At 68.7% G+C, this 19333-nt stretch carries 18 protein-coding genes and 1 pseudogene; 13 read left to right on the forward strand and 6 right to left on the reverse strand.

Annotated features, from left to right (window positions below; all coding sequences use genetic code 11):
- Positions 1 to 3 precede the first annotated feature (3 nt).
- From APZ15_RS31070 to infA, 11 genes are all read left to right on the forward strand, one after another.
- The gene (locus APZ15_RS31070; RefSeq protein ID WP_027791726.1) at positions 4 to 882 is read left to right on the forward strand and encodes an SDR family oxidoreductase; all 879 of its coding nucleotides are present in this window, start codon (positions 4 to 6) and stop codon (positions 880 to 882) included.
- 2 nt (positions 883 to 884) lie between these two features.
- Positions 885 to 2216, forward strand: coding sequence for an acyl-CoA dehydrogenase family protein (locus APZ15_RS31075; protein WP_027791725.1), 1332 nt, complete (start codon positions 885 to 887; stop codon positions 2214 to 2216).
- Entirely contained in the window at positions 2213 to 3415 is a 1203-nt protein-coding gene (locus APZ15_RS31080; RefSeq protein WP_027791724.1) for an acyl-CoA dehydrogenase family protein, read from the forward strand. The genes APZ15_RS31075 and APZ15_RS31080 overlap by 4 nt, the downstream gene beginning before the upstream one ends.
- Entirely contained in the window at positions 3412 to 4212 is an 801-nt protein-coding gene (locus APZ15_RS31085) for an SDR family oxidoreductase (protein WP_027791723.1), read from the forward strand. Before APZ15_RS31080 ends, APZ15_RS31085 begins: the two co-directional genes overlap by 4 nt.
- Entirely contained in the window at positions 4212 to 4697 is a 486-nt protein-coding gene (locus tag APZ15_RS31090; RefSeq protein WP_027791722.1) for a MaoC family dehydratase, read from the forward strand. Before APZ15_RS31085 ends, APZ15_RS31090 begins: the two co-directional genes overlap by 1 nt.
- 17 nt (positions 4698 to 4714) lie before the next feature.
- Positions 4715 to 5920: an acetyl-CoA C-acyltransferase gene (locus APZ15_RS31095; RefSeq protein ID WP_027791721.1), complete on the forward strand. Its 1206-nt coding sequence runs from the start codon at positions 4715 to 4717 to the stop codon at positions 5918 to 5920.
- Positions 5921 to 6111: 191 nt separating this feature from the next.
- Positions 6112 to 7089 carry a WD40/YVTN/BNR-like repeat-containing protein gene (locus APZ15_RS31100; protein ID WP_027791720.1) on the forward strand — a complete coding sequence of 326 codons (978 nt, stop codon included), beginning with the start codon at positions 6112 to 6114 and terminating at the stop codon, positions 7087 to 7089.
- A 64-nt stretch (positions 7090 to 7153) separates the two neighbouring features.
- Positions 7154 to 9619, forward strand: a complete 2466-nt coding sequence (locus APZ15_RS31105) for an efflux RND transporter permease subunit (RefSeq protein ID WP_027791719.1) — start codon at positions 7154 to 7156, stop codon at positions 9617 to 9619.
- 67 nt (positions 9620 to 9686) lie between these two features.
- Complete coding sequence (locus tag APZ15_RS31110; protein WP_027791718.1) at positions 9687 to 10766, forward strand: 3-ketosteroid-9-alpha-monooxygenase, oxygenase component; 1080 nt, start codon at positions 9687 to 9689, stop codon at positions 10764 to 10766.
- A gap of 290 nt (positions 10767 to 11056) precedes the next feature.
- Positions 11057 to 11260: a cold-shock protein gene (locus APZ15_RS31115; protein ID WP_006483056.1), complete on the forward strand. Its 204-nt coding sequence runs from the start codon at positions 11057 to 11059 to the stop codon at positions 11258 to 11260.
- Positions 11261 to 11728: 468 nt separating this feature from the next.
- Entirely contained in the window at positions 11729 to 11992 is a 264-nt protein-coding gene (gene infA / locus APZ15_RS31120) for a translation initiation factor IF-1 (protein WP_027791717.1), read from the forward strand.
- A gap of 167 nt (positions 11993 to 12159) precedes the next feature.
- Here the strand turns inward: infA and APZ15_RS31125 are convergent, their stop codons facing one another.
- Positions 12160 to 12966, reverse strand: a complete 807-nt coding sequence (locus APZ15_RS31125; RefSeq protein WP_027791716.1) for an alpha/beta fold hydrolase — start codon at positions 12964 to 12966, stop codon at positions 12160 to 12162.
- A gap of 424 nt (positions 12967 to 13390) precedes the next feature.
- Between APZ15_RS31125 and APZ15_RS31135 the strand changes: the two genes are divergently transcribed.
- Positions 13391 to 14638 carry an alkaline phosphatase family protein gene (locus APZ15_RS31135; protein WP_027791714.1) on the forward strand — a complete coding sequence of 416 codons (1248 nt, stop codon included), beginning with the start codon at positions 13391 to 13393 and terminating at the stop codon, positions 14636 to 14638.
- Complete coding sequence (locus tag APZ15_RS31140; protein WP_027791713.1) at positions 14635 to 14877, forward strand: hypothetical protein; 243 nt, start codon at positions 14635 to 14637, stop codon at positions 14875 to 14877. The genes APZ15_RS31135 and APZ15_RS31140 overlap by 4 nt, the downstream gene beginning before the upstream one ends.
- Here APZ15_RS31140 and APZ15_RS42360 read toward each other — a convergent pair.
- The 5 genes and pseudogenes from APZ15_RS42360 to APZ15_RS31160 all read right to left on the reverse strand — a co-directional run.
- Positions 14848 to 15063: pseudogene (locus APZ15_RS42360) on the reverse strand (MFS transporter); the annotation flags it as partial. The gene APZ15_RS31140 and the pseudogene APZ15_RS42360 sit on opposite strands and share 30 nt — an antisense overlap.
- A 3-nt stretch (positions 15064 to 15066) precedes the next feature.
- Complete coding sequence (dmpG, locus tag APZ15_RS31145; RefSeq protein WP_027791712.1) at positions 15067 to 16098, reverse strand: 4-hydroxy-2-oxovalerate aldolase; 1032 nt, start codon at positions 16096 to 16098, stop codon at positions 15067 to 15069.
- Between the two features lie 16 nt (positions 16099 to 16114).
- Entirely contained in the window at positions 16115 to 17014 is a 900-nt protein-coding gene (locus APZ15_RS31150) for an acetaldehyde dehydrogenase (acetylating) (RefSeq protein ID WP_027791711.1), read from the reverse strand.
- A 13-nt stretch (positions 17015 to 17027) separates the two neighbouring features.
- The gene (gene dmpE / locus APZ15_RS31155; protein ID WP_021159451.1) at positions 17028 to 17810 is read right to left on the reverse strand and encodes a 2-oxopent-4-enoate hydratase; all 783 of its coding nucleotides are present in this window, start codon (positions 17808 to 17810) and stop codon (positions 17028 to 17030) included.
- A 102-nt stretch (positions 17811 to 17912) separates the two neighbouring features.
- Positions 17913 to 19295 (reverse strand): DUF1329 domain-containing protein, encoded by a 1383-nt coding sequence (locus APZ15_RS31160; RefSeq protein ID WP_027791710.1) that lies wholly within the window; start codon positions 19293 to 19295, stop codon positions 17913 to 17915.
- Between the last annotated feature and the right edge of the window lie 38 nt (positions 19296 to 19333).

Consider the following 19333-nt stretch of genomic DNA (forward strand, 5'->3'; position numbering starts at 1 on the left):
AGCATGGGAATCTGTAACGGACGCACCGTCATCATCACCGGCGCGGGCGGCGGGCTCGGGCGCGAATATGCGCTCGCGTTCGCGGCCGAAGGCGCGGCGGTCGTCGTCAACGACATCCGGCACGAGGCCGCGCAGGCCGTGTGCGACGAGATCGCACGACGCGGCGGCAGCGCGCTTGCGAATGCGGACGACATCACGCGCGTCGAAACGGCGCAGCGGATCGTCGACGCGGCCCGCGAAGCGTTCGGCGATGTGCACGTGCTCGTCAACAACGCGGGCATCTGCCGCGACAAGATGTTCACGAGCATGACCGAAACCGACTGGGACGACGTGATGCGCGTGCACCTGCGCGGCCACTTCTGCCTGTCGAGCGTGCTGGCGCGCGTGTGGCGCGACGCGGCGAAGGCGGGCCACGCGGTCGACGCGCGGATCGTCAACACGAGTTCCGGCGCCGGCCTGCAAGGCTCGATCGGCCAGTCGAACTACGGCGCGGCGAAGGCCGGCATCGCCGCGCTCACGCTGATGCAGGCGGCCGAGCTGCAGCGCTACGGCGTGCGCGTGAACGCGCTCGCGCCGGCCGCGCGCACGTCGATGACCGAAGGCGTGTTCGCCGACATGATGAAGAAGCCCGAGGACGGCGGCTTCGACTATTTCGACCCGGCCAACGTCGCACCGCTCGTCGTGTGGCTCGGCAGCGCGCTGTCGGCCGACGTGACGGGCCAGGTGTTCGAGGTCGCGGGCGGGATGATCGCGGTCGCGGAAGGCTGGCGCACGGGCCCGAGCGTCGACCGCGGCGCGCGCTGGGCGGCGGCCGAGATCGGCCCGGCGGTTGCGCGGCTGCTCGCCGAGGCGCGGCCCGCGCAGCGCGTGTACGGGAGCTGAGGATGGATCTGGCGCTCACCGACGAACAGGCGATGATCCGCGACGCGGCCGCCGACGTGCTTGCCGAACGCAGCGCGTCCGCCGACGTGCGCCGCGCACTCGAGCTGATGGCCGGCCGCGACGATGCGCTGTGGGCTGCATTGGCTGGCGAGCTCGGCTGGAACGCGCTTGCGCTGCCGGAGGCGGCGGGCGGGCTCGGGCTCGGCGCGGTCGAGCAGGCGGTGCTGATGGAACAGCTTGGCCGGCGCATCGCGTGCGTGCCGTATTTTTCGACCGCGTGCCTCGCGGCGACCGCGCTCGCGGGCTGCGACACGTCGCTGGCGACCGGCTGGCTCGCGAAGATCGCCGAAGGCGCATGCAGCGCGACGCTGGCGCTGCCGTTCGACTGGCCGTTCGGCGAGCCAGGTGGGGCGCGGGTCGGCCGGCCATATGGCCGGCCGGGTGCCAATGCGTTCGGCGCATCTTTCGGCGAGTCGTTCGACGAACCGGCCAGTGCGCGACCGCTTCCGTTCATCGCGGAAGAAACCGCGGCCGGCTTTGCATTGTCCGGCGTCGCAGCACAAGTGCTCGACGGTGCGCGCGCCGACCTGCTGCTGGTTCCGGCGCGGATCGCGAACGAAGGGCAGTCGGTCGGCCTGTTCGCGATCGACATGACTGCCGGCGCAGCCGGCGTTGCGGTGACGCCGCTCGATACGCTCGACGCGACGAGGCCGCTCGCACGGATTGCGCTCGACGACGTGCGCGTGAGCCGCGACGCGCTGATTGCGGGCCGCGACGCGGCGCAGGTGCTCGAACGCGCCGCATGGTTCGCGGCGCTCGCGCTGGCCGCCGAACAACTCGGCGGCGCACAGCAATGCCTCGATCTGACGCTCGACTACACGAGCCAGCGCGTGCAGTTCGGCCGCGCGATCGCGTCGTTCCAGGCCGTCAAGCACCGTTGCGCGCAGATGATGGTGCTGATCGAATCGGCGCGCTCGGCCGTGCTCGGCGCCGCGCATGCGTGGGACGCGGAGGCCGGCAGCGTGGTGCCGGGCAACGCATTGCGTGCCGACATCGCCGCGGCGAAATCCGCCGCGAACGACGCGTACGCGTTTTGCGCACAGGAAGCGATCCAGTTGCACGGCGGCGTCGGCTTTACGTGGGAATACGACCCGCATCTCTACTTCAAGCGCGCGCAGGCGTCGGGCGCGCAGTTCGGCAGCACGCCGCAACTGCTCGAATGGATCGCGTCCCATGCGATCGAAGGCGGCGACGCGCACCGCGACGACGCGCCCGACGCCGCGGTTGCGGCGCCCGCCCGCCCGTCCGCCGCACGCGCAGGAGCCCTTCAATGAACAGCGAAACGCGCGAACAGCAATTGCGGCACGAAGTGGCCGACTGGGTGCAATCGCACCTGACCGGCGAATTCGCGTGCCTGAAATATCGCGGCGGCCCCGGCGACGAGGAAGCGTTTCCCGACCTGCGCAAGGCATGGGAGCGGGAACTGGCGCAGGGCGGCTGGACCGGCCTCGGCTGGCCGACCGCCGCCGGCGGGCGCGGCTTCACGGTGGCCGAACAGGTGATCTTCCACGAGGAATACGCGCGCGCCGGAGGCCCGGGAAGGATGGGCCACATCGGCGAAGGGCTGCTCGGGCCGACGCTCGTCGCATGCGGCACCGACGACCAGCGCGCGCGCTTCCTGCCCGGCATTCTCGCCGGCACACAGTTCTGGTGCCAGGGCTACTCCGAGCCGGGCGCGGGTTCCGACCTGGCCAACGTGCGCACGCGTGCCGAACAGGATGCGGACGGTACGTGGCGCGTCCACGGCCAGAAGGTCTGGACGTCGCTCGCGCACGATTCCGACTGGATCTTCGTGCTCGCGCGCACCGATCCCGCGTCGAAGGGCAACAAGGGGCTGTCGTTCCTGCTGATGCCGCTCGACCAGCCGGGCATCGAGATCCGGCCGATCAGGCAGCTCAACGGCGGCGCGGAATTCAACGAAGTGTTCTTCGACGGCGCGCGCGCGGAAGCACGCGACCTCGTCGGCGCGCCCGGCGACGGCTGGCGGATCGCGATGACGCTGCTCGGTTTCGAACGCGGGATGTCGACGCTCGGCCAGCAGATGCAGTTCGTCCGCGAACTCGAATGGGTGATCGACGCCGCGCGCGAATCGGGCGCGGACCGCGACCCGGTGCTGCGGCAGCGGATCGGCCGCGCATGGGCCGGGCTGCGCGTGATGCGCTACAACGCGCTGCGCATGCTGTCCGGCGCCGACGACGCAGATGGCGGTGCCACCGCGCCGCTGCGTCGCGAGGCATTGATCTACAAGTATTTCTGGTCGAACTGGCACCGCGACCTCGGCCAGCTCGCGATGGATGTGCTCGGGTCTCGCGCGAACGTGATCGATCCGGCCGACGAAAAGCTCACCCATCTGCAGCGCGTATTCCTGTTCTCCCGTGCGGACACGATCTACGCGGGTACCAACGAAATCCAGCTCAACATCATGGCCGAGCGCGGGCTCGGCATGCCCAGGGAACCACGAGGCACCGCATGACCGAACCCCAGATCCAGAAAGCGCCGGCCTACGTGCCGGGCCACCAGCTGCTCGCCGGCAAATCGGTGCTGATCACGGCCGCCGCCGGCGCCGGCATCGGCTTCGCGGCCGCGCGCCGCTGCGCGGAGGAAGGCTGCCGCGCGCTGTTCATCTCCGACATCCACGAAAAGCGCCTCGAAGAGGCCGTCGAAACGCTGCGCGCCGAAACGGGGCTGCAACAGGTCTATGGCCGCCTGTGCAACGTCGCGATCGAGGCCGACGTGCAGGCACTCGTTGCCGACGCCCAGGACAAGCTCGACGGCGTCGACGTGCTGATCAACAACGCGGGGCTCGGCGGGTCGACCCGCATCGTCGATATGGACGATGCCGAATGGTCGCGCGTGATCGACATTAGCCTCACCGGGACGTTCCGGATGACGCGCGCGATGCTGCCGCACATGCAGGCCCGCGGCCGCGGCGCGATCGTCAACAACGCATCGGTGCTCGGCTGGCGCGCGCAAGCGGAACAGGCGCACTACGCGGCCGCGAAGGCGGGCGTGATGGCGCTCACGCGCTGCGCGGCGCTCGAGGCGTCGCCGTACGGCGTGCGTATCAACGCGGTCGCGCCGAGCATCGCGATGCACGATTTTCTGAAGAAGTCGGCCCCGGCCGACCTGCTGAATCAACTAGCGTCGCGCGAAGCCTTCGGGCGCGCCGCCGAAGTCTGGGAGGTCGCGAACGTGATGGTGTTCCTTGCAAGCGATTACGCGTCGTACATGACGGGCGAAGTGCTGTCGGTCAGCAGCCAGCACGCATGATGAGCACGACCCTCGACCCCGTGCGCGCGACGCCCCGCGTGTTCGCGCATCCCGGCGAACTCGCGGCGGCCGTCGGCGACACGCTCGGCGCGAGCGCGTGGCTCGCGATCGACCAGATCCGCATCGACGGCTTCGCCGACGCGACCGGCGATCACCAGTGGGTGCACGTCGACCCGGTGCGCGCGAAGGACGGCCCGTTCGGCGCGTGCATCGCGCACGGCTACCTGACGCTGTCGCTCGTCAATCATTTCCTGCCGCAGATCGTGCGTATCGACGGCGCGCGGCTCGGCGTCAACTACGGCTGCGACAGGATCCGTTTCCCCGCGCCGGTGAAGGTCGGCGCGCGCGTGCGCGGCGTCGGCGAGCTGCTGCGCGTCGAGCCGCTCGACGGCGGCGTGCAGGCATGGATTCGCGTGACCGTCGAGATCGAAGGCGAAGCGAAACCCGGCTGCGTGGCCGACACGATCAGCCGTTACTACTTCTAGATTCAGAGAGCCAGCCCATGGAAGACGCAGTCATCGTTTCCGTCGCACGCACGCCGATCGGCAAGGCGTTTCGCGGCATGTTCAACGACACCGAGGCGCCCGCGCTGGGCGGCCACGTGGTGCGCACCGCGCTCGAGCGCGCTGGCGTCGCGCCGGCCGACGTCGACGACGTGCTGATCGGCTGCGCCGCGCAGCAGGGCACGCAGGGCTACAACATCGGCCGCCTGTCGGCGGCGGCGGCCGGGCTGCCGGCATCGGTGCCCGGCATGGCGATCGACCGCATGTGCTCGTCGGGCCTGATGTCGATCGCGAGCGCCGCGCGCAGCATCGGCGCGGGCGATGCGCGGATCGTGGTCGCGGGCGGCGTCGAGTCGATCTCGCTCACGCAGAACAAGCACAAGAACGCGTATCGCGCGCGTTCGCAGGCCGTGCTCGACCACCAGCCGGCCGCCTACATGGCGATGATGGAAACGGCCGAGATCGTGTCGCGCCGCTACGGAATCTCGCGTGCGGCGCAGGACGAATTCGCGCTGCAGAGCCACCAGCGCACGGCCGACGCCCAGGCGGCCGGCCGCTTCGATGCGGAAATCGCGCCGCTCGATGTGCGGCGCGCGCTGTTCGACAAGGAAGGCAACCCGGCCGGCCACGAGGATCTGCGTGCGGCGCGCGACGAAGGCGTGCGCGCCGACACGACGGCCGAACGGCTCGCGGGGCTGAAGCCGTCGTGGAGCGGCGGCAAGGTCGTCGAGCAGGGCGAGTTCGTGACGGCCGGCAATGCGTCGCAACTGTCGGACGGCGCGGCGGCCGTGGTCGTGATGTCGCGCAGCGAGGCGCTACGCCGCGGGCTGACGCCGCTCGGCGCGTTCCGCGGCCTCGCGGTGGCCGGCTGCGAGCCCGACGAGATGGGCATCGGCCCGGTGTTCGCGATTCCGAAGCTGCTCGCGCGCTTCGGGATGACCGTCGGCGACATCGGGCTGTGGGAGCTGAACGAGGCGTTCGCGTGCCAGGCGCTGTACTGCCGCGACACGCTCGGCATTCCCGACGCCCGGCTGAACGTCGACGGCGGTGCGATCGCGCTCGGCCATCCGTTCGGGATGTCGGGTACGCGGATGACGATGCACGCACTGCTCGAAGGCGCGCGGCGCGGCGTACGGCACGCGGTCGTGACGATGTGCATCGGCGGCGGGATGGGTGCCGCCGCGCTGTTCGAGGTCGGCGCATAGGGCACGTCGCGGACATAGCGGCACGTAGCGGACGTAGCGGCACGCGGATGGGCCGTGCCGCACACGCGGCGAACCATTCACGAACGACGATTCGAGGCCTCGGCCATGACCGGCGGCCCGGAGACTTGCAGGCGACGGTCGTCGGCGCGCACGCGCCAACGGCCGTCGAACGCAGAAACAGGAGACAAGCCATGAAACGAACCTTGCCCGGACTCGCGATGTCGGCGCTCGTGCTCGGCGCCGCGCTGTTCGCGTTTTCACCGCGCCCGCTGCCGGCGTTCCCGGTCACCGCGATCCATGCGGACCGGCTGCAGATCAACGGGCTCGCCCGGGCCGGCGCGCGCATCGTCGCGGTCGGCGAACGCGGCGTGATCCTGCTGAGCGACGACTCGGGCGCCCGCTGGCGGCCGGCATCGGTCGCGCCCGACCAGGCATCGACGCTCACGCAGGTGCGTTTCATCACGCCGACGCTCGGGATCGCGGTCGGCCACGACGGCCGGATTGTCCGCAGCGACGACGCCGGCATGCACTGGCATGAAGTGCACATCGACCATGAGCATTCCGATCCGCTGCTGTCCGTGTGGGGTGCGGCGGGCGGCCCGCTGTTCGCGGCCGGCAGCTTCGGCCAGCTGCTGCGCTCGGACGACGCGGGCCTCACGTGGCAGCCGCTGAAGACGCCGGCCGGCGACCGTCACCTCAACGCGATCGTCGGCGACGGCCACGGCAACCTGCTGGTCGCGGGCGAGAGCGGCACGCTGCTGCGCTCGACCGACAACGGTGCCACGTGGGACAAGCTGCCGTCGCCGTACGCCGGTTCGCTGTTCGGCGCGCTGATGCTCGCGAACGGCGACTGGGTCGCGTACGGGATGCGCGGCAACGTGGTGCGCAGCACCGATCGCGGCGCGACCTGGACGCATGTGGACAGCCACGTGCCGGTGTCGTACTTCGGCGCGACCCAGCTCACCGGCGGCGAACTCGTGCTGGTGGGCCAGGGCGGCGCGATCGTCGCATCGCGCGACGGCGGGCTGACCTTCGACGTGCGCAAGCTCGGCGGCGTGCAGAGCCTCGCGGCCGTGCTCGACATGGGCCACGGCGCGCTGCTGCTCGGCGGCGAGGCCGGCGTCGCGCCGCTGGCCGGCGCGCTTGCGTCGACGCCGTCGCCGTCCTGATGCCGGCCGCCCGCAGCGCCGCCTTCCGTTCGTTTCGCATCGTCCGTCCCGACCCGAGAATTCCATGAACGACCTGTCACGTCCTCCTGAAGCCGTTTCCGCGTCGCGTCTCGCCGCGTTCGTCGAGCGCTGCGCCGACACGATCATCCGCCGGCGCAAGCTGCTGATGCTGCTGTGCGTTGCGGTGACGCTCGCGCTCGGCTTGTCGGCCACGCGCCTGAAGCTCGATCCGGGCTTCAACAAGATGATCCCGATGCAGCACCCGTACATGCAGGTGTTCGAGCGCTATGCGGGTGCGTTCCCCGGCGCGAACACGATCCTCGTGAGCCTGCGCTGGAAGGGCGACGGCGACATCTACAACCAGACGTTCATGGACGCGCTGCGCCACGCGACCGACGACGTCTTCTTCATCCCCGGCGTGAACCGCTCGCGCGTGTTCTCGCTGTTCACGCCGAATGTCCACTACACGGAAGTGACCGAGGCCGGCTTTCGCGGCGACGTGGTCGTGCCCGGCCAGTTCTCGAGCGCGAACCCGGACGATCTCGCGAAGGTGCGCCGCAACGTCGCGCGTTCCGGGCAGATCGGCCGCCTCGTCGGCAACGACCTGAAATCGGCGCTGATCCGCGCGGAACTGCGCGAGACCGACCCGGCCACCGGCAAGCGGCTCGACTACAGCGCGGTCGCGCGCCAGCTCGAGGAAATCCGCGCGCGTTATGCGAAGCAGGGCATCGACGTGAACATCATCGGCTTCGCGAAGCTGGTGGGCGACGTCGAGAGCGGCATCGCGGGCGTGATGGCGTTCTTCGCGCTCGCGTTCCTCGTGACGGCCGCGCTGCTGTTTGCCTACACGCGCTCGCTGAAGACCACCGTGCTGGCGCTCGTCGTCGCGCTGCTGCCGGTCGTGTGGCTGCTCGGCGCGCTGCCGCTGCTCGGGCTCGGCATCGACCCGATGTCGATCCTCGTGCCGTTCCTGATCTTCTCGATCGGCGTGTCGCACGCGGTGCAGATGACCAACGCATGGAAGCAGGCGCTGGTGCGCGGCGCGTCGCCCGTCGACGCCGCGCGCGACGCGTTCCGCAAGCTGTTCGTGCCGGGCACGGTCGCGCTGCTGACCAACGCGCTCGGCTTCATGGTCATCATGCGGATCAGGATCGACATCGTGCGCGAGCTCGGCATTACCGCGTGCCTCGGCGTGCTGCTGATGATCGTCACCAACAAGGTGTTCCTGCCGATCCTGCTGTCGTACACGCGCCTCGAACGCGGCACGCTGGCGCGCGCGCAGCGCACGGCGGCGGCCGGCGGCAGCGGGCGGTGGTCGCGCTTCGCGGTGTTCGCGCGGCCGGCGCCCGCGCTCGGCGTGTTCGCGGTGGCGCTGGCGCTGCTCGCGTACGGCACGCTCGAATCGCGCAAGCTGGAGATCGGCGACATCGGCACCGGCGCGCCGGAGCTGCGCGCGAACTCGCGCTACAACATCGACAACGCGGCGATCACGCACCAGTACAACATCGGCGTGGACGTGCTGTCGGTGATCGTCGAGACGACCGGCTTCGACGACGCGTGCCTGCATTACCCGGTGATGAGCGCGATCGAGCGGTTCGAGATGAACATGCGCGGCGTGGCCGGCGTGCAGTCGGTGACGAGCGTGTCGTCGCAGGGCAAGGTGTTCATCGCCGCATTCAACGAGGGCAACCCGCGCTGGGCCGCGCTGCCGCGCTCGAGTGACGGGCTCACGCAAGGCTCCAACGCGTTCGACCCCGACAACGGGATGAACACCGCGAACTGCAAGGCGATCCAGGTCCTGATCTACACGAAGAACCACGAAGGCACGACCATCGCGCACATCGTCGACGAGATCAAGCGTTTCGCGGCCGAGAACCCGACGCCGAACGTCGCGTTCCGGCTCGCGGGCGGCAACGTCGGCGTGATGGCGGCGACCAACGAGGCGGTCGGCGACGCGGAGATCGCGATGCTGCTGTCGATCTTCGGCGCGATCGCGCTGCTCTGCGCGGTCACGTTCCGCTCGTGGCGCGCGGTGCTGTGCATCGTCGTGCCGCTCACGCTCGTGTCGATCCTGTGCAACGCGGTGATGGCGCTTCTCGGCATCGGGCTGAAGGTCGCGACGCTGCCGGTGATCACGCTCGGCGTGGGCGTGGGCGTCGACTACGGGATCTACCTGTACGAACGCCTGCAGCACGACCTCCGCCACGGCGCGACGCTGCCGGACGCATTCGCCGACGCGATGCGCCAGCGCGGCACGGCCGCGCTGTTCACGGCCGTCACGATGTTCATCGGCGTCGGTACGTGGGCGTTTTCCGCGCTGAAGTTCCAGGTCGACATGGGCGTGCTGCTCGCGTTCATGTTCCTCGTGAACCTGTTCGGCGCCGTGTTCCTGCTGCCCGCGCTCGCCGCGTGGCTCGGCGTCGAGCGTGCCGAGCGCCGCGTGCAGCACGCGCATGCGCAGCCGTCGCCGGCGGCTCCGGCAACGCTGAAACCGTCGCCTGCGCTCGAACCCGGCAACCCGGTGCGCTGACCGGCGCCCCCATTTCCCCCGCGCGCGGCCGGCCGCCGCGCGTTGTCCACAAGAGGAGTCAACCCACATGTCCGCACGCCCTTACAAGATCGAAGCCCAGCCGCTCGCGCAGCGCTATGCGCGCGGCTGGCACTGCCTCGGGCTCGCCCGCGACTACAAGGACGGCAAGCCGCACACGCTGAACGCCTTCGGCCGCAAGCTCGCCGTGTTCGCCGATTCGACCGGCAAGGTCAACGTCGTCGACGCGTACTGCCCGCACATGGGCGCCGACCTGAGCCTCGGCACGGTACAGGGCGACAACCTCGTGTGCCCGTTCCACGGCTGGGCGTGGAGCGGCGAAGGGCAGTGCGCATCGATTCCGTATTGCAAGCGGATCCCGCCGAAGGCGCGCATCGGCGCATGGCCGACCTGCGAGGAAAACAACCTGCTGTTCGTCTGGAACGACCCGGAAGGCAACGCACCGCCGCCGGAAGTCGCGATTCCGCGCCTCGACGTGTGCTTCTCCGACGAATGGTCGGACTGGGTCGTCGACAAGATGGTGATCCAGGCCAACTGCCGCGAGCTGGTCGACAACATCTCGGACGTCGCGCACTTCGCGACCGTGCACCGCGCGCCGATCGACTATTTCGCGAACCTGTTCGAGGACCACAAGGCGACGCAGCTGATGGTCGGCCGCAGCGAGAAGCTCGGCGGCGACGCCCTGACCGCGCTGTCGACGTATTTCGGGCCGGCCGTGCACATCACGCAGATGACGGGGCGGAGCGGCGGGCAGCCGATCCACTCGGTGCTGCTGAACTGCCATGTGCCGATCGACATGAACAGCTTCGAGCTGCGCTACGGCGTGATCGTGAAGAAGGTGGCCGGGCTGTCCGACGAGCAGAACACGGAGATCGCGAACGCGTACGTGAAGGAAGCGCAGCGCGCGTTCTACGAGGACGTCGACATCTGGCACAGCAAGACGCGGATCGACAACCCGCTGCTGTGCGAGGGCGACGGGCCGCTATACCAGATGCGCGACTGGTATTCGCAGTTCTACCTGGACGTGGCGGACGTGCGGCCGACGAGCGTCGCGCGCAAGGCGTTCGAGATGCGGATTCGCGAAGGCGATGCGCCGCCGGCGCTGCATCATGTGTTCGAGCCGCGGTAAGAACCGGCGGGCCGTCCGCCGGCCGGAAAGCGGGGGCGCATCGAAATGCGTCCCGTCGGCCGGCAACACCCGCCGCGCAAGGCGCACGCGGCGGGTGTGCTTGTGCGCCGCATCAAAATGTCTTGACGAAACGGCCGCTACCGCGTAGTGTCCATGGCCGAAGTGTTCAAGAAGTTCGATTGCTCATCATTGGCCGCACTCCGTGCGGCGGTCGTTGGTCTCTCCCTCTTTTGAGTCTTTCTGTGCCCGTTGCGGGCGCATGTTCAATTATTCGTATTAAGGAAGTATTTGTGGATACCGGTACCGTCAAGTGGTTCAACGAAACCAAGGGCTTTGGTTTCATCTCCCCGGACAACGGCGGCGACGATCTGTTCGCCCATTTCTCTGAAATTCGCGGCACGGGCTTCAAGACCCTGGCCGAAGGCCAGAAGGTCAGCTTCGAAGTGAAGCGCGGCCCGAAGGGTCTGCAAGCGTCGAACATCACGCCGCAGTAAGCCGCATCGGCAGCGGCCGCCAAACGGTGGCCGCCGTCGGACGGATTGGCGCGCACGGCGCCGCTTCGGCGGCAGCCGGCGCGTTTCCGATGCGCACGACCGATGCATCGCGACATTCACGATGCATCGGTCGTGTCGCCTCCCTCATCGCATGCCTGTATGGCGTGCGACGCAACGCCCTCGCGAAGCGCCCGCCGCTTCGCCAGCGCATCACCGCTTCAACGCATCAACCCGAGCAGACCGCCGCCATGCCTTGCCGGCGCGGTCCCGACTTGCGCGGCGCTTTATGCGCCGCCGCCACCGACCGCCTGAACGCCGCAACGCGCCGGGCTCCGATCGCAAGACAGGCCCATGGCCCGTCTGAACGAACCGATCCCCGGCAGCCTGCCGGCCGCCGTCCCGTTGCGGGACACGGCGCCGGGCAGATCGCCGCGGCTGCGGTCAATTACCTTGTCTGGAGGAATTGGTTTGGCAAAAGAAGAACTGCTGGAACTGGACGGAATCGTCGACGAAGTGCTGCCGGACAGCAAATACCGTGTCACGCTGGAAAACGGCGTCGTGGTGGGCGCGTACGCGTCGGGCCGCATGCGCAAGAACCACATCCGCATTCTCGCGGGCGACCGCGTGACGCTGGAACTGTCGGTCTATGACCTCACCAAGGGCCGCATCAACTTCCGGCACAAGGACGCGAATTCGCCGCGTCCGCAGCGCACCGGTGGGCCGCGTCGTTAAGCGGCAACGATCGGCGCGCAACCGCGTGCCGATCGAATCCCGTCCGGCCTCCACGGCCGGACGAACCGGATGAACGGCCCGTTGCTTGCCGTTTACCGGCCGCCGGCGGCGTCGTCATGCCGCAGCGGCCCACATCGCCTTCGCCGGCCGCTGCTTGTGCGCAACGCTCAGGCAGCCGCGTCCCGCAGGAAATCCTCGATGACCATCGCGAAATACGGCGGGCACTCCTGCATCGGGTAATGCCCGCAATTCGGTATCGTCGCGAGCCGCGCGTTCGGGTGCCACGCCAGGAACGTAGCCTGCATCGCCGCTTCGTCGAGCCCCGGATCCTTGTCGCCGACGATCACCAGGAAGCGCGTGTCGAGCCCGCGGACATCGTCGACGAAATCCGTTCCGGTCAGCATGTCGAGATACGCGAGCCGGCAGGCCGGCGCCACGCGCTCGCGGTTCTGCCGCAGCTTCAGGTCGGCCCAGCGCGCCGACAATCCACCCGTCACGAATCGCATGAGCCGGCGAAACGCATCGTCATCGACGGCCGTGCTCGCGAAGAACGCGCGTGCGTCGTCGTTCAGGCGGTTGCCGGCGGCCGACACCGGGCACACGGCGATCGCGCTCTTGATGCGGGAGGGCGCATCGGCGGCGAGCCGTTGTGTCGCCATGCCCGTCATCGAATGGCCGATCACGTGAAAGCGCGGCCAGCCGAGACGATCCGCGAGCGCGAGGCAGTCGGCCGAGATCTCGTCGACGGTACAGGTACCGCTCAGGTGGATGGATTCGCCGTAGCCGCGCAGGTCGACGAATACGTACGTGAATGCCGATTCGTCGAGATACGGGAGCAGCGCCGCGTAGTTCGTATGGTCGCCGAGCCAGTCGTGCAGAACCATCACGCATTCGGGGCCGGTACCGTGCCGCAGGTAGCCGAGGCCGTCGTGGTCGGCGTTCGGCCCGGAGGAGAGGGTGTCGATACGGTTCATTTCAAGGCGTTTCCTTTTGGTGGGTGAACCAAAACGAAACGCCCTCCCGGCGGACCGGGAGGGCGTCTTGAAAGTGCGTCGATCGTATCGGGCCAATCGGCGAAAGTCAACGTTCGACGTGCCATCCCGCCCAACACGTCGATGCGGCGCGCATTGACCGGCGGTTGTCGTCCGACAGCCGCAACGCGATCGTCAGACCGATGTCGTGACGCGGAAAACCGCGTCGGCCGGCGGCTGACCGCACGCGCGGCGACGCGGTTCGCGTGCGGTTCGCGTGCGGCTTTACGTGCGGGCCGGCGCGGTCGTACACTCGTCGGCAATTCGCGGCCCGCGCCGCGCGTGCGGCTTTCAATTCCTTCAGCGTCTTTCAGCGGGCCAACGGCCGTGCCAGCCGGACTTTCGTCGCGCGACGCCAGGAGGCGCCATGAGTGCAGACGCAGCCCCCGCATCCCCGTCGGTTCAGGACCGCATCCGGCACGTGTTCGTGCTGATGCTCGAGAACCGCTCCTTCGACCACCTGTTCGCGCTGTCGGGCTACCCCGGCATCGTCGCCGCGTCGCCGGGCAACAGCAACGCGTATGGCGGCGCGGTCTATCCGTTCGGCGGCGGCGCGCCCGACCGGATGCCGACCGATCCGTGCCACGAATTCACCGACGTGCTCGAGCAGCTCTGCGGCGCGGGCGTGCCGTTCGTGAAAGGGCAGGCCTATCCGCCGGTTCGCAATACCGGATTCGTGTCGAACTACGCGACGTCGCGTTCCGAAGGCAAGCCGCCGCAGCCGGCCGACGCGGGCAAGATCATGCAGGGCGTCGACATCGCGACGCAGGCGCCGTCGCTGCACGCGCTCGCGAACGCGTTCGTGCTGTGCGACGCGTGGCACGCATCGATGCCCGGGCCGACCTGGCCGAATCGCTTCTTCCTGCACGGTGCGTCGTCGGCCGGGCTCGATCATTCGCCGACCAGGGAAGAAATGGCCGGATGGGACGCGTTCGACGGTTTTCCGTATCCGAAGGGCTCGATCTTCGCCGCGCTCGGCGACGACAACTGGCGCATCTACCAGGACCAGACGGGCAATCCGGTCGGCCACGTGCCGCAGGTGGCGTCGCTGAAGGGCATCAGCTTCTTCGACATCGACGACCTCGCGCATTTCGAGGCCGATCTCGCTACGGGCTATACGGCGCGCTATACGTTCATCGAGCCCGGTTACGGCGACATCGTGCACGGCACCTACCAGAACGGCAGCTCGCAGCATCCGATGGACGGCCTCGCCGGCGGCGACCAGCTCGTCGCGCGCGTGTACAACGCGATCCGCAATTCGCCGGTGTGGAACAGCAGCCTGCTCGTGATCTGCTACGACGAGCACGGCGGCTTCTACGATTCGGTCGGGCCGGGCGCCGCGCCGCCGCCGAACGATGGCGCGGTGGCGACGTTGAACGCGAGCGGCTTCGGGTTCGACGTGTACGGCGTGCGGGTGCCGGCGATCGTGATTTCGCCGTGGGTCGCGGCCGGGCAGGTCGACCATACGACGTACGACCATGCGTCGGTCGCCGCGACGCTCGAGCGGCTGTTCGGCCTGGCGCCGCTGACCGACCGCGACCGTCTCGCGAACGATCTGCTGGCGCTCGTGACGACTACGTGCCGGACGGATTGTCCGCAAAGGATCGGAACATGAGTACGACACCGGACCCGCGCGATGCGCTGCCCGTGCGCGACGGCACGAGCCTGATCGCGTACCTGCACATCCTGAAGAAAGCGCATGCGGCGCTGGTCGGCCATGACAAGGCCCATCGGCGCTTCGGCGAGATCGTGACGCGAGGGCAGGCGCGGCAATACATCGAGGAACTGATGCCGGCGCTGCTGCGGGCGCGCGAAGCGCATCGGCAGCGCAGGCACGGCCGGAAGCATCAATGATGCGGCGAGCGGCACCGATACCGAAGATGCGAGCGCGCACAGCAGCGACGCGACGGTGAAGGGGGCCGTGCCCGCGATGAAGATGCGGCGCCGGCCGTGCAAATCGGCGAGCAGCCGGCCCGTCGGCAGCAGAAGCGAGGTTGCCGCGCTGCCGACGACCCGTTGCACTGCGCCGACGCCCGCGTTCGCTTACGCCACCACCTCCCGCGCCCGCACCATCGTCAGCGCCGCGTCCTCGATCATGTCCTCCTGCCCGCCGACGAGCCGCTGCCGGCCCAGTTCGACGAGGATGTCGCGCGCGGGAATCCCGTACTTCGCTTCCGCACGCTTCGCGAACAGCAGGAACGACGAGTAGACGCCTGCATAGCCGAGCGTCAGCGCATCGCGGTCGAGGCGGATCGGCGAATCCATGATCGGCACGACGAGATCCTCGGCGACGTCCGAGATCGCGAACACGTCGACGCCGGTCTCGATCCCCATCCGGTCGCATACCGCGACGAACACTTCCATCGGCGTGTTGCCCGCGCCGGCGCCGAGGCCGGCCGCGGCCGCATCGATCCGGTTCGCGCCGGCCGCCACGGCCGCGACCGAGTTCGCGACGCCCATCGCGAGGTTGTGATGGCCGTGGAAACCGAGCTCCGTCTCCGGCTTCAGCGCATCGCGCACCTGGCCGATCCGCGCGGTCACGTCGTCGGGCAGCATGTGGCCGGCCGAATCGGTGATGTAGATGCAGTTCGCGCCGTACGATTCCATCAGCTTCGCCTGCACGACGAGCTGCGCCGGCGACGACATGTGCGCCATCATCAGGAAGCCGACCGTATCGAGGCCGAGCGTGCGCGCGAGGCCGATGTGTTGTTCCGATACGTCCGCTTCGGTGCAGTGCGTCGCGACGCGGATCGTGCCGACGCCGAGTTCGTGCGCCATGCGCAGATGCTCGACGGTGCCGATGCCGGGCAGCAGCAGCGCCGATACCTTCGCCTGCTTCAGCTCCGGGATCACGGCGCCCAGGTACGCCTCGTCGGTGTGCGCGGGGAAACCGTAGTTGACCGAGGCGCCGCCGAGCCCGTCGCCGTGCGTGACCTCGATCAGCGGCACGCCGGCCGCGTCGAGCCCGCGCGCGATGTTGCGCATCTGGTCGAGCGTGATCTGGTGGCGCTTCGGGTGCATCCCGTCGCGCAACGACATGTCGTGGACGGTGATCTTCTTGCCTGCAAGTGACATCGTGTGACTCCTCGACTCAAGCGGTGGCGGCCGTCGCGGCCAGCATCTGTTCGGCGAAACGCTCGGCCGTGGCGGCCGCGGCGGCGGTCATGATGTCGAGGTTGCCTGCGTACTTCGGCAGGTAGTCGCCGAGCCCTTCGACCTCCATGAACACCGACACGCGGTTGCCGTCGAACACCGGGCCGTTCTTCAGCGTATAGCCGGGCACGTAGCGTTGCACTTCCTTGACCATCGCATGCACGGACGCGGTGATCGCGTCGACGTCGGGCGGGCCGTCGGTCAGGCAGTGGATCGTGTCGCGCATGATCAGCGGCGGCTCGGCCGGGTTGATCACGATGATCGCCTTGCCCTTGCGTGCGCCGCCGACCTGTTCGATCGCGCCGGACGTCGTGCGCGTGAATTCGTCGATGTTCTTGCGCGTGCCGGGGCCGACCGAGCGCGACGATACCGTCGCGACGATCTCGCCGTATGCGACCGGCTGCACGCGCGACACCGCGTACACCATCGGGATCGTCGCCTGGCCGCCGCAGGTGACCATGTTCACGTTCGCCTGCGCGCTGTCGAGATGCGCGTCGAGGTTCACCGGCGGCACGCAGTACGGCCCGATCGCGGCGGGCGTCAGGTCGATCATCTTCACGCCGAGTGCGGTGAGCTTGTCGGAGTTGTCGCGGTGCACGTAGGCCGACGTCGCGTCGAACGCGATGCGGATCTCGTCGGCGGCGACGTGCGGCAGCAGCCCGTCGACGCCCTTGTCGGTGGTCTTCAGGCCGAACTCGCGTGCCCGCGCGAGGCCGTCGGAGGCCGGATCGATGCCGACCATCCACACCGGTTCGAGCACCGGCGAGCGGCGCAGCTTCACCAGCAGGTCGGTGCCGATGTTGCCGGGCCCGATCAGTGCGCATTTGATTTTCTTCATCAGGATGGTTCCTTTAGATAAAGCGGACGTCGCAACTGCCGATGCCGGAGATATGCATCGACAGTGCGTCGCCGGCCGTGACCGGAATCAGTTTCGCGAGCGAGCCGGACAGCACGATCTCGCCGGCGAGCAGCGGCACGTCGTACGCGGCGAGCGTGTTCGCGAGCCACGCGACCGCGTCGGCGGGATGGCCGAGCGCCGCGTCGCCGCGGCCTTGCGCGACGGGCTCGCCGTTCTTCTCGATCGTCATCTCGCACGCGGCGAGATCGAGCGTGCGCGGGTCGACGCGCGTTTCGCCGAGCACGTATACGCCGCACGACGCGTTGTCGGCGACGGTGTCCTCGATGCGGATCGCCCAGTCGCGGATGCGCGAGTCGACGATCTCGAAGCAGGGCGCGACGGCGGCCGTCGCGGCGATCACGTCGGTGCGGTCGATGCCGGGGCCGCGCAGGTCGCGCGCGAGGATGAACGCGATCTCGCCCTCGGCGCGCGGCGCGATCAGCGAATCGGCGGCGATCGCTTCGCCGGCCGCGTAGTGCATGCCCGACAGCAGGATGCCGAAATCGGGCTGGCGCACGTTCAGCATGTCCTGCACGGCCTGGCTCGTCACGCCGATCTTCTTGCCGACGACCGCTTCGCCGTGTTCGACGCGGCGTTCGATGAAGCGCTGCTGGATGCGGTACGCGTCGTCGAGCGACAGGCGGCGCGCACGGCCCGACAGCGGCGCGACCGGTGCGCGCGCGTGCCATGCGGCGTACAGCTCGTCGCCGAGCGTCGTATGCAGGCGGGAAGACATGAAAGGGCCCTCGAATGGAAATGGCCGCCGTCACGGGCGGCGTCGTGCGCCGGAGCGGGGCTCCGGCGCGTGGGTCGCGCGCATGCCGCGTCGGTCGGTCGATCAGTTGCCCGAACTGCGGATCGCGTCAGGTGAGAAATACGCCTCGTTGAACTGCGGGCTGTTGTCGAGCTTCGGCATCGGGCCTTCGTTCGTCAGGCGGTCGGCCATGTACGCGCCGGAGATCAGGTCGTGGAAGAACACCGCGCTCGGGTAGAACACCTTCGCGTCGTATGCGTACAGCGACGTCGCGACGTTGGTGCGCCACAGCTGGCCGCGCGCGTCGTAGTTGTCCGCGAGCAGCGATTGCCACGAATCCTCGTCGATGTACAGCACGCGCTTCGCGTACTGGTGACGGTAGCCGCTCTTCAGCGTGGCCTGCAGCACCCACACGCGATGCAGTTCGTAGCGGATGTAGCTCGGGTTCTCGTGGCCCTTGGTCAGCAGTTCGCCGTACTTCACCGCGCTGTCCATCACCTTGTAGTTGTTGTACGGCACGTAGATCTCGCGCTTGCCGACGATCTTCCAGTCGTAGCGATCGCCGGGGCCGTTGTACAGGCGGTCGTCGTCGACCGTGCGGAAGCCGCCCGGGCCCTGCGGCTGGTCGTAGCCGTATTCAGGCGCCTGGCGCACGCGCCGCGTACCGGGGTTGTACATCCACGTGCGCGACGAGTTGTCCGCGCCGGCCTTGTCCCAGTTCGTGAAGCCGACGATCAGCGAGCCGCGGTCGGACAGCGGCAGCTCCGTCGCGTTGCGGTAGTACGTGCGGTTGTTCAGGTCGCTCTTCACGTCGTACTTGCCGACGTTGCGCGGCGAGTAGATGTCGTAGCGCACCTTGCCCCACGCGATGTTGCCGTCGGAGTAGACGACCGCCTGGTCGTAGGTGGCCTGCTCGGTGCCGATCGACGACGAGAAGCGCTGGTTCCACAGCAATTCGGCGGCGGTCTTCGGGATCGGATAGGGCACCGTCGGCGGCGCGTTCGTGAGGCCGTTCGCGTCGGACGTCATCGTCGAATCCGGCGCGTACGTGCGAATGTCCTTGTAGACGGAATCCGGATAGCGGAAGTCGCGGTGGGTCGGGTAGACGATGATCTTGAACGTGGCCGGATAGCGCTTGAACATCGCCTTCTGGCCGTCGGTCAGGTGCTCCGCGTACTGCGCCATGTTCTCCGCGGTGATCGTCGCGACCGGCTTCTCGCTCGCGTACGGATCGGGGTAACGGCTGCCGCGCTTGTACTGCACGTCCGGCGGCGTGCCGAGCCACTTGCCCGACCACTCGGGCACGCCGCTGTCCTTGCTCGCGGCGCGCACGGCGCCCATCGGGGTCAACTGGCCGTCGAGCGCCTTCAGGTCGTCCGGCGTGACCTTCGGGTACGACGCCGTCGCGGCGAGTGCGCACGCGGCGATCACCGACGCGCGCAGGAGGGGGAGACGAATTCGCTTCATGACAAATCCTCTTGCTGAGTGACGAGCGGCCGGGCCGC

It is taken from the genome of Burkholderia cepacia ATCC 25416 (assembly GCF_001411495.1).
Taxonomy (GTDB): Bacteria; Pseudomonadota; Gammaproteobacteria; order Burkholderiales; family Burkholderiaceae; genus Burkholderia; species Burkholderia cepacia.